This is a genomic window from Listeria valentina (assembly GCF_011800755.1).
Lineage (GTDB): Bacteria > Bacillota > Bacilli > Lactobacillales > Listeriaceae > Listeria > Listeria valentina.
In genome coordinates this window covers 1-16682 of sequence record NZ_JAATJW010000050.1, presented here as the reverse complement: position 1 = coordinate 16682, position 16682 = coordinate 1, and the positions used below count along the sequence as shown (strand labels likewise).

At 41.9% G+C, this 16682-nt stretch carries 13 protein-coding genes; 6 read left to right on the top strand and 7 right to left on the bottom strand.

Features of this window, described 5'->3' with window-relative positions:
- Window positions 1-294: 294 nt before the first annotated feature.
- Window positions 295-1269 carry a dTDP-glucose 4,6-dehydratase gene (locus HCK02_RS10505; protein WP_167630068.1) on the bottom strand — a complete coding sequence of 325 codons (975 nt, stop codon included), beginning with the start codon at window positions 1267-1269 and terminating at the stop codon, window positions 295-297.
- A 203-nt stretch (window positions 1270-1472) separates the two neighbouring features.
- On the opposite strand from HCK02_RS10505, the gene HCK02_RS10500 reads away from it, so the two are divergent.
- On the top strand, window positions 1473-2564 hold the full coding sequence (locus HCK02_RS10500) for a GntR family transcriptional regulator (protein WP_167630067.1): 1092 nt from the start codon (window positions 1473-1475) through the stop codon (window positions 2562-2564).
- 52 nt (window positions 2565-2616) lie between these two features.
- Here HCK02_RS10500 and HCK02_RS10495 read toward each other — a convergent pair whose 3' ends face one another.
- Entirely contained in the window at window positions 2617-3999 is a 1383-nt protein-coding gene (locus HCK02_RS10495; RefSeq protein ID WP_167630066.1) for a sugar porter family MFS transporter, read from the bottom strand.
- Between the two features lie 253 nt (window positions 4000-4252).
- On the opposite strand from HCK02_RS10495, the gene HCK02_RS10490 reads away from it, so the two are divergent.
- From HCK02_RS10490 to HCK02_RS10475, 4 genes are read left to right on the top strand one after another with little or no spacing between them, the layout of a single operon-like run.
- Window positions 4253-5827, top strand: coding sequence for a xylulokinase (locus tag HCK02_RS10490; protein ID WP_167630065.1), 1575 nt, complete (start codon window positions 4253-4255; stop codon window positions 5825-5827).
- A 17-nt stretch (window positions 5828-5844) separates the two neighbouring features.
- Window positions 5845-6543 (top strand): L-ribulose-5-phosphate 4-epimerase, encoded by a 699-nt coding sequence (locus HCK02_RS10485; protein WP_167630064.1) that lies wholly within the window; start codon window positions 5845-5847, stop codon window positions 6541-6543.
- A 15-nt stretch (window positions 6544-6558) separates the two neighbouring features.
- Window positions 6559-7983 carry an L-arabinose isomerase gene (gene araA / locus HCK02_RS10480; protein WP_167630063.1) on the top strand — a complete coding sequence of 475 codons (1425 nt, stop codon included), beginning with the start codon at window positions 6559-6561 and terminating at the stop codon, window positions 7981-7983.
- A gap of 55 nt (window positions 7984-8038) precedes the next feature.
- Window positions 8039-9085, top strand: a complete 1047-nt coding sequence (locus HCK02_RS10475; RefSeq protein ID WP_167630062.1) for an aldose epimerase family protein — start codon at window positions 8039-8041, stop codon at window positions 9083-9085.
- A gap of 90 nt (window positions 9086-9175) precedes the next feature.
- Here the strand turns inward: HCK02_RS10475 and bglA are convergent, their stop codons facing one another.
- The gene (gene bglA / locus HCK02_RS10470; protein ID WP_167630061.1) at window positions 9176-10609 is read right to left on the bottom strand and encodes a 6-phospho-beta-glucosidase BglA; all 1434 of its coding nucleotides are present in this window, start codon (window positions 10607-10609) and stop codon (window positions 9176-9178) included.
- A gap of 17 nt (window positions 10610-10626) precedes the next feature.
- Window positions 10627-12537: a beta-glucoside-specific PTS transporter subunit IIABC gene (locus HCK02_RS10465; protein ID WP_167630060.1), complete on the bottom strand. Its 1911-nt coding sequence runs from the start codon at window positions 12535-12537 to the stop codon at window positions 10627-10629.
- A 140-nt stretch (window positions 12538-12677) separates the two neighbouring features.
- Between HCK02_RS10465 and HCK02_RS10460 the strand changes: the two genes are divergently transcribed.
- Window positions 12678-13382, top strand: coding sequence for a GntR family transcriptional regulator (locus HCK02_RS10460; RefSeq protein WP_167630059.1), 705 nt, complete (start codon window positions 12678-12680; stop codon window positions 13380-13382).
- A 53-nt stretch (window positions 13383-13435) separates the two neighbouring features.
- Here the strand turns inward: HCK02_RS10460 and HCK02_RS10455 are convergent, their stop codons facing one another.
- The 3 genes from HCK02_RS10455 to HCK02_RS10445 all read right to left on the bottom strand — a co-directional run bounded on the left by HCK02_RS10455 (window position 13436) and on the right by HCK02_RS10445 (window position 16634).
- A complete protein-coding gene (locus HCK02_RS10455; protein WP_167630058.1) occupies window positions 13436-13876 on the bottom strand; it encodes a hypothetical protein in 441 nt (146 codons plus the stop codon).
- Window positions 13877-14067: 191 nt separating this feature from the next.
- Window positions 14068-15861 (bottom strand): ABC transporter permease, encoded by a 1794-nt coding sequence (locus tag HCK02_RS10450; protein ID WP_167630057.1) that lies wholly within the window; start codon window positions 15859-15861, stop codon window positions 14068-14070.
- Window positions 15862-15866: 5 nt separating this feature from the next.
- Window positions 15867-16634 carry an ABC transporter ATP-binding protein gene (locus tag HCK02_RS10445; protein WP_167630056.1) on the bottom strand — a complete coding sequence of 256 codons (768 nt, stop codon included), beginning with the start codon at window positions 16632-16634 and terminating at the stop codon, window positions 15867-15869.
- Window positions 16635-16682: the final 48 nt, after the last annotated feature.

The window sequence follows — 16682 nt, the reverse complement described above, 5'->3', positions numbered from 1 at the left end:
ACAAAATACACTCCTTCTAAAGTGAACTAGATTTTTTATTCCTAGTGTCTACTTTATAGGGAGTGTATCACTTGCCCTTGTAATCTGGAGATCTGCCACCACCATAAACTGCTTGCAAAACTGATTATAGCACCGATTCTGATTAGGGAAAAGCGCCTAGAAAAACGGTGTAATGACTTAAAGTGATGTTTTTCTCGAGAAAAAAATTTGTAAGACTAGAAAATAAAAAAAGAAAGCCAGAAAGCAGATAAAATAGCTTGAAAAAAGTTTGTATTTATCTGCTGCGGCTGAAAATTAATTATTTCGATGCAAGTAAAAGTCAATCGTTTTTTCTAATCCTGCTTCTAGTGAAAATTGAGGACGCCAGTTGGAATATCGCAAAAATTTAGCAGGATTAAGGGCGTATCTTAAATCATGCCCTTTGCGATCTTCAACATGTTCGATTAATTGGAAATAATGTTCGCCTGTTTCTTTAGAGAGCTGCATAAGGACTTTTTGAGCGATTTCAAGGTTGGTATATCTGTTTTGAGCGCTGATATTGAAGGTTTCAAAACAAAAAGTAGGCGTCGTAATAATCTCCCAAATTGCGCGGCAGTGATCTTCCACATAGATCCAGTCGCGGACATTTAAGCCGCTACCATAAATAGGAATTGGTTTTTTAGCTAGGGCATTTTCGATCAACGTTGGAATGAATTTTTCGCGGTGCTGGAAGGGGCCAAAGTTGTTGCTACAGATTGAAATCGAGATGGGTAATTGATAGGTATTTTGGAAAACCAAGACGAGCTGATGCGCAGATGCTTTGCTAGCCGAATAAACATTTTGCGGCTGAATCTTCGAATTTTCATCAAAACTACCCGTTTCGATCGAGCCAAAAATTTCATCTGTGCTGACATAGTGAAACCGCTTGTTAGCGAGATCATCTTTCCAAAAGTCACGTGCGGCGACAAGCAAGTTATAAGTGCCTTCGATGTTGCTATGCAAAAAGGGACGCCCGTCATTAATGCTGCGGTCAACATGGGTTTCAGCGGCAAAGTGAACGATGATATCAGGAGCGAAATTTTGGATGGTTTCTGCTGTCGAAGCGGCATCGTAAAGGTCGATTTCACCAAATTGGTAATTGGGATGATGTTGCAGTTCTTCGTTTATAGGTGTACTGGCATAGGTCAGTTTGTCTAGGTTGAAAAACGTATGATTTGGATTTGACTGGACATATTGGCGCAAGAAATGACTTCCAATGAAGCCTGAACCGCCAGTAACTAAAATTTTCAAGTTGTTCATCCTTTCAACTAAGAAATTCAATTGAGATGGCTTTTAAGCTATTGTAACTGAATTTGGTAAAGTTGTATAATGAAGTGGAAGTTTTAAAATGAAGCGATGAAATTTTTACTTTGTTCTTGAAGTGGGGTTAGCATGTAGCGCCTTTTTTTGTTAATCTAGTGATAAAGGATTTTCGGACGGAAAGGAATCTATTTATGAATCAATCTAAGTATCAAACGATTGCGGAAGAGATACGTACCAAAATTTTAGCGGGGATTTATCCGCCCGATTCGGCGATTCCGCCAGAACTTCAGTTGCAGAAGGACTATGGCGTGAGTCGTCACACAGTTAGGCAAGCGATTTCTGTGCTTGTTTCAGATGGTTTCTTGCGCAAGGAAAAGGGTTCAGGGACGTATGTCGATGAGCGCTATAAATCACTGAATACTCCTAATAACAGGACAGGTCATAAGACAATTGGCGTTATTACGACGTACTTATCCGACTATATTTTCCCGACGATTATCAGGGGGATTGAAAGCACGCTTCGGAATGAAAATTATTCTTTGCTACTGGCAAGCACTAACAATGATTATGCGGAGGAACGAGAATGTTTAGAAAAGATGATGGATCACGGGGTTGACGGTTTAATTGTCGAACCTACGAAAAGTGCGCTTTATAATCCAAATCTTGCGCTTTACGTTCGCTTGCGAGAACGGGGGATTCCGCTTGTTATGATTAATGCGGTTTATGAGGAATTAAATGTCCCTTCAATTTGTGTGGATGACGTAAAAGGTGGCTATTTGGGAACGGAGTTTATGATTCAAAATGGGCATCGGAATTTACTTTTCGTGACGAAAACGGATGACTTGCAAGGAAAATATCGCTTGAAAGGATTCATTGAGGCATGTGAAGAAAATGAAATTCAGTTTTCAGCAAATGATGTGATTACTTATACAACTGAATCATTTGGACAAGTGATTCAAGAAATTGTTGCGCGCCTTCAAATAGGAGACGTGACGGGGATTATTTGTTATAACGACCAAATTGCTAATTTGCTGACGATTGAACTTGCAGGGCGCGGCTATAAAATTCCCGACGATTTCTCGATTATTGGAAATGATGATTCAGTGCTCAGCCGGATTGGAAGTGTCAAATTGACAACGCTTAGTCATCCCAAAGAACAAATGGGGACGGATGCGGCAAGTTGGATTGTTCGAACGATTGAAGCGGGGAAAGCAGAAGCGGATATTCTTTATGAGCCGAAACTAATTGAGCGAGATTCCGTGAAGAAAATAGAATGCTTATAAAAGTAACAACGGGTCTAGCATGAACAAGCTTGTTCACGCTAGACCCGTTGTTTTATTTATGGGATTTTGCAGCAGCTTGTTGTTCGATTTCTTCAAGCGTATGTCCACGTGTTTCGGGTACGTAGAAACGAATAAACAGCACTCCAAGAAAACAAATGATCCCGAAAATGGCAAACACCATTTCTTGTGACATGGATGCAGTCATGATAGGGAACAGAAGTCCGACAAGGAATGATCCAATCCAGTTGAAGGAAGAGGCAAGACCAGATGCGCGGCCTCGGATTGCGAGTGGAAAGATTTCCCCGACGATCACCCAAGTAAGGGGCGCCCATGTACAAGAGTAAAAAGCAACGTAGATGCAAAGAAATGCGATGATCATCATTGGATTTGCATCAGCCTTCATAAAGGTGTTTAAGACGGCAGGCAAGATGAAAGATAGCCCCATCACTGTTCCACCAACGGTTAACAAGGTGCGGCGATTGAATTTATCTGCAATGACAAGGAAGAACAAGGCACCAAGAACTAGGATGATACCTTGGATAATTGGCCACATTAGTGCTTCGCTTGCGGCATGTCCGGTTGCTTTTTCCACGATGAGTGGAATGTAGTAGAAAATTGCGTTAGCGCCTTGGAATTGCTGGAAGGCCGCGACGCCAATTCCAGCGATGACAAGATGACGATAACGACCAGTGAGAAGGGTTCCCCAATTTGTTGTATGCGCCACTTGCTTTTCTTGCTCAGCGGTTTTAAGAATTTGATCAAGTTCTTTGTCCACTTCTTCGGGTTTGCGAATATAGCTCAGTACTTTTTTTGCTTCATCTAATTTTTTCGATTTAACTAGGAAGCGAGGCGATTCAGGTAGCGCTAGGACACCAAAGAAGAGGATGAGTGCTGGTAATGCAGCCATGCCAAGCATTAAACGCCAAGCCCATTCTTCTGGTAATCCTTTCAAGAGAAAGTCAACGATATAAGATAGTAACATTCCAGAAACGATCATTACTTGGTTAATGCCGGATAAGCGGCCACGAAGTTTTGCAGGTGCCATTTCTGACATGTAAGATGGAACAAGTGCTGATGCAGCACCGACAGCGAGTCCGAGTAAAACACGAACCGCGATTAAGTAGTATTGTCCGTTATGAGGGGAAATTCCACAAAGAATGGAACCGATTACAAATATGATAGCAGAAATCAAGATCATTTTACGACGCCCAAGTTTATCGGAAAGCATCCCTGCCATTGCCCCACCGAAAATCGCGCCAAGCATGACGGAAGAGGTAATCCAACCGATTAGACCAGCATGTCCAGCTAGGTTCCAGTCGTTTTGTAAAAATGGTAAGGCTCCAGTCATTACCCCGATGTCATAACCAAAAAGGATTCCCCCGAATGCTCCAAAGAAATAAATGAATGAAGCGGAGATTTTCTTTTCTTTTTTCATTTTTTTGTCAACCCCTTATTTTTTGAGAATAGGTTTGCAATAATTCGACCGGTATTTCTGTAAGCGCTTTTATTGTACAATATTTGTACGTACATAACAAGGGGTTTTTGACATTTTTTTTATTTTCGGTTGACATGTACGTACAAAAAAGTTAAATTAAGAATGTAAGCGCTATACTTAAGCAATGATTTGATCACATGTTTTGAGGGAGGTTTTTCCGATTAAAACGACAGAAGAAGTAAAAGCTCAAGAAATGTTGGATGTAATAGATAACCGTACATCTTTAGGGATTGAATTTGGTTCGACTCGAATTAAAGCTGTGTTGATTGATTCAAAATTTAAACCCATCGCTTCCGGTAGCTATGAATGGGAAAATCAATTGGAAAACGGGATTTGGACGTATTCGCTAGATGATATTTGGAAGGGCTTACGCATGAGTTATCGAAAGCTCGCCTCCGAGGTCTTTGAAAAATATGGTGAAACACTTCGATCGGTCGGTTCGATAGGCTTTAGCGCAATGATGCATGGTTATATGGCTTTTAACCAAGAAGGACAATTACTCGTTCCTTTTAGAACTTGGCGAAATTCAATTACGGAAGAAGCTGAAAAAAAATTAACGCAAGCTTTTGAATATAATATTCCCCAGCGTTGGAGTATTGCTCATTTGTATCAGGCGATTTTGAATCAAGAAGCGCACGTTGGACAAGTGGATTTTTTGACAACACTTGCAGGGTATGTGCACTGGCAGTTAACAGGTGAAAAAGTAATCGGAATCGGAGATGCTTCTGGCATGTTTCCGATAGATCTTGCGACAAAAAACTACCATCCGAAAAAGGTTGAAATATTTGATTCACTTGCAAGAAAATCAGGCATCCCACTTTCGATTGAAAAGATTCTACCTAAAGTTTTACTGGCGGGAGAGCAAGCAGGAAAACTTACACAAGAAGGCGCCTATCTGCTCGATCCTACTGGAAATCTCGAACCAGGGATCCCGCTTTGCCCTCCAGAAGGCGATGCCGGAACTGGGATGGTTGCGACGAACAGCGTGGCTAAGCGGACGGGGAATATATCCGTTGGCACATCTGCGTTTGCGATGATCGTACTTTCCGAGGAATTAAAAAAAGTGCACCCAGAAATTGACATAGTAACAACGCCGTCTGGGGATTTAGTTGGGATGGTTCACACAAACAATTGTTCTTCAGATATTAATGCTTGGATGAAGCTTTTTCAAGAAATGACAGAGGCACTTGGCCTTGAAGTGCGTACTGATCGACTGTTTTCCGTGCTATTTAAAGAAGCGCTTAAAGGTGACCCAGATTGTGGTGGGCTCCTTTCTTATGGCTACTACTCTGGTGAAAATATTACAGGAGTGAATGAAGGAAGACCCCTTTTTGTTCGCTCGCCAGAAAGCAAGTTTAACTTGGCAAATTTTATGCGCTGTCACTTAGCAAGTGCTTTTGGAGCGATGCGTATCGGCCTAGATATCTTAAAAGAAGAGGACGTTCAAATTGATAAGCTTGTCGGGCACGGTGGGATTTTCAAAACGCCAGAAGTTGGACAACGAATTTTAGCAGCTGCGATGGAAGCACCAGTTACGGTTATGGAAACAGCGAGTGAAGGCGGCGCTTGGGGAATTGCGCTTCTTGCTGCCTTTTTAGAAAGTGCTGACGCGGATTTAAGCGACTTCCTTGAGCGAAAGGTGTTTGGCGAAGATGAAGGCATAACGATTGCGCCAACAGAAGCGGATATGGAAGGGTATCGTGTATTTATGGAACGTTACCGGGAAGGGATTGAAATTGAAAAAATAGCCATCCAGAAATTGATTTAAGAAATGGGGAATGCGAAATGCTAGAACATTTGAAAGAAGAGGTTTTTCGAGCCAATCTGGAACTACCAGAACGAGGATTAATTCAATACACTTGGGGAAATGTTAGCGCTTTTGATCCGGATTCGGGTTACTTTGTTATTAAGCCAAGTGGAGTGAGCTACGAAGAAATGAAAGCTTCGGATATGGTTGTCGTTGATCTCGAAAATCATGTGATTGAAGGTGAATTAAATCCTTCTTCAGATACGCCAACGCATGCAGTGCTTTATCAAACTTTTCCTGGCCTAGGAGGAATCGTACACACGCACTCACCTTGGGCAACTATCTGGTCTCAAGCGGGTCAAGATGTTCCTGCGATGGGGACAACACATGCAGATACATTTTACGGTACAGTTCCATGCGCGCGTTTTCTGTCACAAAAAGAAATTGATGCAGGTTATGAGCACGAGACAGGAAAAGTTATTGTGGAAACTTTTGAAGAACGAAATATCAAGCCGCTTGATGTACCGGGCGTACTTTTACATGGCCATGGTCCATTTACTTGGGGAAAAGATGCGGCGAGTGCGGTCATGAATGCGGTCGTTTTGGAAGAGGTTTGTCGGATGAATTTCTATACGCTACAATTGAATAGTTATGCGGAAGAATTGCCAAAGCGCATTCTTGATAAGCATTACTTAAGAAAACATGGCAAAGATGCTTATTATGGACAAGAAAAATAAAAGGAGCTGAAACAAATGATGAAATTAGCAGAAAAAGAATTTTGGTTTGTTGTAGGGTCACAACACTTGTACGGGGAAGAAGCATTGCGCAGTGTAAAAAAAGATGCGGAGGAAATGGTTGATGCTTTAAATAACAGCGGGAAAATGCCTTATCCGATTGTCTTAAAAGAACTTGCAGTAAGTGCAGACACGATTACGAACATCATGAAAGAAGTGAATTACCGGGATGAAGTGGCAGGCGTGATTACTTGGATGCATACTTTTTCACCAGCGAAAATGTGGATTCGCGGCACGAAATTGTTGCAAAAACCTTTGCTTCACTTAGCTACACAATTTAATGAAAGCATTCCGTGGAAAACGATTGATATGGATTTCATGAATTTAAATCAATCTGCACATGGCGACCGCGAATATGGGTTCATTAATGCGAGACTGGACAAACGAAACAAAATTGTTGTTGGTTATTGGAATTCAGAATCTGTGATGAAACAAGTGGCTGACTGGATGGACGTTGCGGTTGCTTACAATGAAAGTTTTGCAATTAAAGTGGCTCGCTTCGGTGACAACATGCGGAATGTAGGTGTGACAGAAGGCGACAAAGTAGAGGCACAGATTCAGTTTGGATGGGTAGTTGATTATTTTGGCATCGGGGATCTCGTTCAAGTGGTGGATGCGGTAACGGATGCGGAAGTAGATGCGTTATTTGAAGAGTATCGAAAACTTTATGAGTTTGATTACGGCGATTATGAGCAGTCCAAGTGGGAAGCACATGTGAAAGTTCAAGCGCGTCAAGAAATTGGGATTCGACGTTTCTTAGAGGAAGGTGGATATAATGCCTTCACGTCGAATTTTGAAGATCTGTATGGCATGCAGCAACTTCCAGGACTTGCGGTGCAACGTTTAATGGCAGATGGATATGGTTTTGCTGGGGAAGGAGACTGGAAAACAGCAGCGATTGACCGATTGATGAAAGTGATGGCTCGTAACGAAAATACTGGGTTTATGGAAGATTATACGTATGAGCTAGCGGCTGGAAAGGAAGCGATTTTGGAATCACATATGATGGAAGTTGATCCAACGCTTGCAGTGAACAAACCAAAAATTGTTGTTTCGCCGCTTTCTATGGGAGACCGTGAAGATCCGGCAAGACTAGTTTTTGACGGGAAAGCAGGGGAAGGCGTAGTCGTATCGATGGCGGACTTTGGCACGCATTATAAACTTTTGATCAACGAAGTGACGGCGTTTGAACCAACAGAACCCGCGCCGAATTTACCAGTAGCACGAGTTTTATGGGAAGTGAAACCAGGGTTCCATGAAGGGGTTCATGCATGGATTGAAGCTGGCGGAGGCCACCACACGGTTGTATCTCTGAACTTAACAACGGATCAAATTTTGACTTGGGCAAAGTTAGTTGACTTGGAAACAGTGGTTATTAAATGATAAGTGGGGCGGTGGTGCAACCACCGCCTAATTTTGGCTGGTAGGAGGGAGCGAGATGGAGAAGCAACACTTCGGGTTCTTGCCGAATGGTCGTGAAGTACATTTGTATTCGTTTGAAAATAAGTCTGGAATGAAGCTTGTTGTTAGTGATTTAGGGGCTGTAATGACGAATTTGTGGGTTCGGGACGGATCTAAGAGGTTACGGGATGTAGTGCTCGGGTATCCGGACTTTGATGGATATGTGACGAATGTTGATAAGTTTGGAGCGACGATTGGACGGAGTGCGAACCGAATTGCTGGGGCTCGATTTGAGCTTTTAGGGAAGTCGTATTTGCTGCCAGCGAATGAAGGAGAAAATAGTTTGCACAGTGGGCCAAATGGCTATGAGTTCCGGCTTTTTGATATTGCGGAACTGGATGAGGCAAACAATCGAATTGTCTTTCAGTTGATTAGTCCAGATGGCGATCAGGGTTTTCCGGGCACTTTGAAGTTTGTAGTGTCGTATCAATTGCTTGAGGATAATACGGTACGAATATCTTATCGTGGCCAAAGTGACGAGACAACAGTTTTTAATCCAACAAATCACAGTTATTTTAATTTGAATGGGCATGCGAGTGGTCAAATCCATAAACATTTGCTACAAATTGAGGCTGCACATTATACACCTGTTGCAAAACGGGACTTGATTCCAACGGGCGAAGTGGTTCCTGTTGCGCATACGCCGATGGATTTTCGGACGATGCGAGCAATTGGAGCGGTTCCAGAGTTTGAACAATTGATACAAGCAGGCGGCTACGATCATAATTATGCGCTGGATAAAGCTAAGGATGTTTTTGCAAAAGTAGCAAGCGTTAAAGGAGACGAAAGTGGCATTTTAATGGAAGTAGCCACTAATTTACCTGGCTTGCAACTTTATACGGGAAATGGTTTGGATGGTGTTTGTGGCAAAGAAAAGACGACTTATGAAAAAAATGCTGCCCTTTGTTTGGAAACACAATTTTATCCAAATGCGGTGAATCAAACGAATTTTGCAAGTCCACTCTTGGAAAAAGGAGAAACTGTAAATTATGTAACGACATTTCGGTTTAGCCAAGCTGACTGATTTAAAAAAGCAGCACACGAGTAAAAAGTTCTTACTTGTGTGCTGCTTTTTATATGAGGAATTAATTTGTTTAAGGTAGCCTTTCTGATTCTAGAAAAGGTCTTTGCCGTTTGTTGCAATCACTTTTTTGTACCAATCGAAGGAATCTTTTTTGTAGCGTTTCATGGAGCCATTTCCTTCGTTATCACGGTCCACGTAAATCATGCCATAGCGTTTTTTCATTTCGCCTGTCGTGAAGGAAACGAGGTCGATGATTCCCCAAGGCGTGTAGCCCATCAGTTCAACGCCATCATAATCGACGGCTTTTTCGAGCGCTTTAATATGCTTCCGCAAGTATTCAATCCGTGCGTCATCATGAATTTGACCGTTTTCTTCCAGTATATCAATAGCTCCAAATCCGTTTTCAACGATGAAAAGAGGAAGCTCGTAGCGATCGTATAAGCGGTTTAGGGTGTAGCGCAAGCCTTCCGGATCAATAGCCCAGCCCCAATCGCTTGTTTCGATATAAGGATTGTCAATGCCGTTTGGCAAGCCACCATTGACAACGTCGCCAGTATTATCTTGTTTCACATCAGCTTTTACGGTGGTTGACATGTAGTAGCTGAAGCCGATGTAATCAACGGTTCCTTTTTGAAGGGCTTCTAGATCTTCATCACGGATATCAATTTGATAGCCTTCACGTTCAAATTCTTTTAGCGCGTAACGTGGATAGTGACCACGTACGTGAACATCAGCGAAGAAGAAACGTTGGTGCATCGCTTCTTCGGCTGCCATAATATCTGCTGGATTGCAGGAATAAGGGTAGATTGGAACGTGAGAAACCATGCAGCCAATTTGGAATTCAGGATTGATGGCTTTTCCGATTGAGACGGCTCTTGCGCTTGCAACGAGTTCGTTGTGTGCTACTTGATACATCACTTCTTTGGCATTTTCCCCGGGTGCTACTTTTACACCAGAATTTGTCCATAAGAAAATGGGATTGTTCGTATCCATTTGATTATTGATTTCGTTAAAGGTCATCCAGTATTTCACTTTATGTTGATAACGCTCGAAGCAAGTTTCGGCAAAGCGAACGAAGAAGTCGATCACTTGGCGATTCCGGAAACCACCGTATTCGCGAGCTAAGTGAAGTGGCATTTCAAAATGGGAAAGTGTGATAACAGGTTCGATGCCATTTGCCAATAGTTCGTCAAAAACAGCATCATAAAATTTCAAGCCTTCTTCATTTGGCTCCGTTTCGTCACCATTTGGAAAAATCCTTGTCCAAGCGATAGATGTTCGCAGGCATTTTAAGCCCATTTCGGCAAAAAGCGCAATATCCTCTTTATAGTGATGATAAAAATCAATCGCTTCATGATTGGGATAAAATTCGTCTGTTTCGATTTCTTCGGTGATTTTACGTGGAACCCCGTGTGCACCGGCCGTCATCACGTCGATAACGCTCGGTCCTTTTCCTCCTTGGTTCCATCCGCCTTCAAATTGATGGGCAGCTAGCGCGCCACCCCATAAAAAATCTTTTTGCATGATTCGTTTCCCTCCGATTAAATCGTATTTGTAATCGCTAAAATAGTAGTTGGGTCTGTTGACGTTTCATCTGTTTCTTGTGGTGTTACAGACGTAAATTCTTCTGCATTGGTAATTAATACTGGCGTGATGAGTGAACAACCAGCTTGTTCAATTTGCTTGCGATCAAACGTTAATAGTAAATCACCTTTTTTGACGTGTTGCTTTTCCTTCACTAAATATGTGAAAGGTCCTCCGTTTAGTTTAACAGTATCAATACCGACATGGATAAGCATTTCCACACCTTCATTTGACCGAAGCCCAATCGCATGTTTTGTAGCGGTCAGCATCACGACTTCTCCGTCAAATGGTGCCCGCACCTCGTTTTCTTCTGGCAAGATCGCAATTCCGGGTCCCATGGCGCCGCTCCTGAAAACTTCATCTGGCACATCTGCGAGTGGCAAACGTTTCCCTTTTATTGGGGCAGGAATCGACAAGTTTTTCACTTGCAGACTTGAAGAGGCTCCAGCTGCCACTTTTGGCGTGTCATTTAAATCCACTTCTTTTTTTAGTTCTTCATCTTCTTCTTTCGTTTCGCCGAAGCCAAGGAATTGCACAAGCAACATCGCGCCGAAAAATGCAATCGCGCACCCGATGACAATCCCGATAAAGGATAACGGGAATTCACTGTTAATCCCATTCACGATCGTGATTAAGCTTGGTAGCCCCGCGTAAGCGAAGTAATACGGATTGAAGAAGCTTGCGACAATGGCACCAATCGCCCCAGCAATACAGCCATAGATGAACGGTTTTTTGAAGCGAAGCGTAACACCATAAATAGCGGGTTCTGTTATCCCGAAGATTCCTGTAATAAAAGCGGACATCGAGACGTTTTTAAGTTCTTTACTGCGCGCTTTCAGCAAGACGCCAAACACGGCACCGACTTGAGCCACTACGGCAATGGTTTGAAATGCTTGGAACGAGTCGCGCCCGTACATATCGAAGTTGGCGAGCACAACAGGCGTGATGCCCCAGTGAACACCGAAAATGACGATCACTTGCCAGAAGCCGCCGATGATCGCGCCTGCAAGTGGTGGTGCAACTTGAACTAGATAGTTGTAACCGTTTGCGATTCCGTTCGCTAAAAGAGCCGAAGCAGGACCAAGAACTAAAATGGTAACAGGAACCATGATGACGAGGCAAATAAACGGCGTGAGTAAAGGCTTGATAACGCCGGGAAGATGTTTTTCAATAAATTTTTCTAAGTAGCTTAACAGCCAAACGAGAATAAGTGGCGGTAAAACAGAAGAGGTATAGGTGGTTGGCGAAAGCGGAATACCTAGAAAGTTATGAGCATCCCCATTTGCGATGGATTCCGCAATTTTGGCTAAGTCCGGCGAGACGAGCGCCGCGCAACAAGCTACCGCAATATAGGTATTCACTTTGAAGTGCTTGGATGCCGTAATGGCAATGAAAATGGGCAAGAAGGTGAATGGTGCCCATGAAATCAAACTAAAAACTTGATAGGTATCCGTATTAGCAAAGCTCGGAAAAGCAAGGTTGATTAAAATCAAACAACCCTGCAAGATGCCGGCTGCGGCAAGTATGTAAATGAAAGGCGCAAAAACAGCAGACATCGTTGCGATGATTCGATTGATAACGCTTCCTTTTTGGTCCTCATTTGAATCCGTTTGTACATTTACGAGACTTGTAAAGGCATCATACACCTCGCCCACATGTGGACCAATGACGATTTGAAACTGGCCGTTATTTAAAACGATGGTGATAACGCCAGGAAGGGAAGCGATTTTTTCCTTTGCGCCTTCAGGTGTTTCTTTAAGGACAATTCTAAGTCTGGTCGCGCAACGCGCTACGTTGATGATGTTTTCTTCATGCAAGATGGCTAAAATATCTTCGGCTAATTTTTGATAATCTCTAACTTTACTCATCTTCTACTGAAACCCCTTTCAAAAATATTGTGCATGTACAGTTTAATTCAACACTCACAATTTGTCAATCCCGCTTCTTTTTTATATAATTGGGAAGGATAAGTGAAAAATGAGCGGGGAACAGCGGGGAGAGAATTAAAATGTCAAAGTACCAAAAAGTAGTGGAACAAATTGAGCAGAACATCATTGATAATCACCTGCAACAAGGCGATAAGCTTCCGACGTTTCAAGATTTAATGAAGCAATATGATGTTAGTAAAAGTACGATTGTCAAGGCACTCAATATATTAGAAAAACGTGGCGTGATCTATCAAATTCAAGGTAGTGGCGTTTTCGTTCGGCGTAGGAAGAGGACAGGTTACATCAATTTTCTAGAGAGTCAAGGCTTTACAGCAGATCTAAAAGAGTTCCAAATGAAATCGAAAGTTCTTGCGGTGGAGCTGATTCGCCCAAATGAAGAAGTGCGCGCGAACTTAAAATGTGCGGCAGAGGAGCAAGTTTATTTCGTGAAGCGGTTGCGTTTTATCAACGACCAAATTTTGTGTATTGAAGAATCGTATTACCGCCAGAAATATGTCCCTTATTTAAGCAGAAGCATTGCCGAGGAATCGTTGTTTCACTATGTGGAAAAGGCGCTAGGACTAACGATCAGTTTTTCTGACAAATATTTACACGTGAGGAAACTTGATGAAAAAGAAAGTGAGCTTTTAGAGCTGGAAGCAGGAGATCCAGCGCTATTTGTCGAAGAATTATTTTATTTGAGCACCGGAGAACCATTTGACTTTTCGCGAATGGTCTATCATTATGAGCATTCCCAGTTTTTTGTACAAAGTAATGGCCTTTAAAGAACTCTTGCAAGAAACGGGGAGCGGGACTTTTAAACGCAAAAAAAGACTCCTCAATAAGAAGAGTCTTGTCTTTGTAAAAAGCCTTCGAAAAGGTGCCTTCCAGAGTTGATCTCAAGTTTCCGGAAAAACAAAATGAATTTGCTATATTCTTCAAGAGAAAAGTCTACCTTGCCGGTTTGAATTTGAACATCTAAGAATTCAATCGCTGCGGTATAGACCGCGTGATAATTCGTATATACATCTTTGAAACTTGTATTCATGTCACGACGATCTTCACCAATTTCTTCAAAGAGTGGAACTACGTAAGACCCTTTATGAATGTTCTCGAATGCTTTATGAAATAACGATAGTGTCTCTTTGCGCTGGGCATCTAAAAAGCCGTCGACATTTTTGCGTAATTCGTATTCGTCAGACTTTGCATAATAAGTAGATAACCAGTAATCAATAAGTGGTTCAATGTGTCCCTCTAAATAGTTGATTATTTTTTTCAAATGATGCCCCCCTTAGCTTTCCAGTCTAGCACTAGTATAACATGGATTGAGGCTTGATTAGAACTAGAAAATTGGGGTAAAGGGATTAAAAAGTCATGGAAGAAGGGATGCGAATGTTTCAAAAAGCAACTGCAAACCAAAAAATAAGAAGCTAGCGGAGAAACAACTTAGTAGCGCTAGCTTCTTATTTTTTATTTATCTTTTTTTAAAACGATGCTCTTATAAAGCCAAACGGTGATGAAATAGTAAATGCCGTAAATCGCTAAGAACAGTAGCACAGGGATGAAGAAACGATAATAAGGATTTATAAGCAAGAAACCAAACATTTTCATTCCGATTGCTACATGGACAAAGCCGATGATACCTGGGAATAGGAAAATCAAGAACATTTCTTTTCGGATGGACTGAACAAGCAGTTTCCGTTTGACGCCAATTTTCTCAAGCATTTGGTAACGTCTTATGTCCTGTGTCGCTCCTGTTAAAATTTTGAACATGAGCGAGCTTGCCATCATTGTTAGGAAAGCGAATCCAAGGAAGAATCCCATAAAGACTGTTCCGTTTGCAAAGATTTTATACTGCGAATAAGACGCATATTTGCTGAGGATTTCTTCTTTTCCGTTATAGCGTTCTTTTTCAAGTTGATCGAGTTTCTTCAGACTTGTTAGGCTATTCTCGAAGTCAGGAACTTTTCCGATGAAAAGTGTATTTTCTTTTAGATTTTTCGTATCAAATTCGTGACTATCGACAAACTTGATTTCACGAGTGCCAAGCGTTGATGATGGTAAGGAAGAGCTGATGAACTGTGTCCAAGCAGCACTTTCGGGACTTGGCGTTTCTTTAAGGTGATAGATCTTAGTACCTTCGCCTGTTGAAAAGCCTGATACAAGTGGGGGATGCTTTTTTAGTTCTTTGACATTGAAATAAACAGCCTTGTCATCTGTTTTGAAATGATAGTCGAAGTCTTCCTTAAAGTCCATTGAGCGAATCACTTTTTGCTCCGCTTTCGTTGGATTGGAAAGAACGACATCATATGGTGATGCTTGTTCGGCAAGAAGCACCCCGTTATTTTGAAAGGCGAAACCAACTGCAATTGCGCCCATTCCAAGTGCGATAAGCATGGCCACGGTAGCAAGCACGCGTGACAGTTGGCTAATGCGGAAGCTTAACTGAGCGTAAGTGAAAGAATTGAGCCGTTTGCTTTTTTTGATTTGCTTGTCACGCATTTTTTGGATAATTAGTGGCAAGAAAGTTGCGAAAAACAAGTAAGTTCCGAATGTGATGGTAAAGAGCGCAACGATGATGCCCGCAAATTGAGTCGTTTTAATATCAATCATGGCGTAGTAGCCGATCGCAAGTAAAATAATGGATAAAATCGCTTTAAAGACGATTGCTTTCTTACGGATAATGATACGTTCTGCTTTTGAATCAGCGTGGATCAAATCTAAGATGGAGACGTTGGATAGGCGGAATAAGTTAAACAAAGCCGCGAGCAGGAACAAAATTGCAAAGAAAATGATGGTGACAATCATAGATGGTAAGTAAAATGGTGCATAAGTTGTTGATGTGAAGTCGAGCTGTTTCATGAGAAGGTTGCCGACAACAGCTGCTAACACGGTTCCAAGAATCAGTCCGATGACAAGGGAACAAAGTCCGATGAACATTGTTTCAATGAACATGATGAGCGAGATTTTACGTTTTTTAGCTCCAAGGGTCATGTACATGCCAAACTCTTGTTGTCGTAAGGAAAATAGGAAAGATGTTGCGTACATCGTATAAGCAACCGTGATGATGGCTAGCAAAATGGATCCTGCGTGGAAGACAAAGCCAACAGCTGAAATCATCGAGTTTTCTTTAATGAAGGAAGAATTTAAAGCAAGTGTTTCGAACATATAAAAAATCGAAATCGCCATCACTAGACCAATAAGAAGTACAATATAGTCTTTGAGACGTGTCTTAATGCTTGAGAGTGCAAGTTTTAGTAACATACGAATCACTCCCCGTCCTGATCGGCACCAAGTGTTGCCAGTACATCCAAAATTTCTTGGTAAAAGGCTTTACGTTCGCCCGTTCGTTTTAATTCTTTGTAAAGGACGCCGTCTTGGATGAAAAGGATGCGCTCACAGTAACTTGCGCTTTGAGGGTCATGCGTTACCATCAAAATTGAAACGGCTTGTTCGCGGTTAAGTTCTGTCATCGCTTCAAGTAAGCCTTGTGCGTTTTTTGAATCGAGTGCTCCAGTTGGTTCATCACCAAGGATGATGGCTGGTTCGTGGACGAGCGCACGTGCCGCTGCTGTCCGTTGTTTTTGTCCGCCAGAAACTTCTGCAGGAAACTTCATTAAAATGTCTTGAATGCCTAGTTGTTTAGCCACAGTTTCCACACGTTCTTTGATTTTTTTCGCTTTTACGTCTTGTAAAGAAAGTGGTAAAGCGATGTTTTCATAAAGTGTTAAATTTTCAAGTAGGTTAAAGTCTTGGAAGATGAAACCGAGTGAATTTGCCCGAAAGTCAGCGAGTTCATCGTTTTTCATTTTTGTAATGTCACGACCGGCGATGCTGATTTCACCGCTTGTTGGCCGATCGAGTGTGGAAAGAACATTTAATAGTGTAGTTTTCCCAGAGCCAGATGGCCCCATGATACCGATAAATTCTCCTTCTTGCATGGAGAATGAAATATCTTTTAACGCGATCGATTGATTTTCATTTTTCTTACCATAAATTTTTTCTACATGTTCAACTTTTACAACTTGATTTGGCAAAGTTAAAACCTCCTTGTTTATCTCTTATATTCTATCTTAAAGGTATTT

Coding starts and splice junctions, on each gene's coding strand:
- HCK02_RS10500 (WP_167630067.1), top strand. CDS start 1,473: ATGAATCAATCTAAGTATCAAACGATTGCGGAAGAGATACGTACCAAA.
- HCK02_RS10495 (WP_167630066.1), bottom strand. CDS start 3,999: ATGAAAAAAGAAAAGAAAATCTCCGCTTCATTCATTTATTTCTTTGGA.
- HCK02_RS10490 (WP_167630065.1), top strand. CDS start 4,253: ATGTTGGATGTAATAGATAACCGTACATCTTTAGGGATTGAATTTGGT.
- HCK02_RS10485 (WP_167630064.1), top strand. CDS start 5,845: ATGCTAGAACATTTGAAAGAAGAGGTTTTTCGAGCCAATCTGGAACTA.
- araA (WP_167630063.1), top strand. CDS start 6,559: ATGATGAAATTAGCAGAAAAAGAATTTTGGTTTGTTGTAGGGTCACAA.
- HCK02_RS10475 (WP_167630062.1), top strand. CDS start 8,039: ATGGAGAAGCAACACTTCGGGTTCTTGCCGAATGGTCGTGAAGTACAT.
- bglA (WP_167630061.1), bottom strand. CDS start 10,609: ATGCAAAAAGATTTTTTATGGGGTGGCGCGCTAGCTGCCCATCAATTT.
- HCK02_RS10465 (WP_167630060.1), bottom strand. CDS start 12,537: ATGAGTAAAGTTAGAGATTATCAAAAATTAGCCGAAGATATTTTAGCC.
- HCK02_RS10460 (WP_167630059.1), top strand. CDS start 12,678: ATGTCAAAGTACCAAAAAGTAGTGGAACAAATTGAGCAGAACATCATT.
- HCK02_RS10450 (WP_167630057.1), bottom strand. CDS start 15,861: ATGTTACTAAAACTTGCACTCTCAAGCATTAAGACACGTCTCAAAGAC.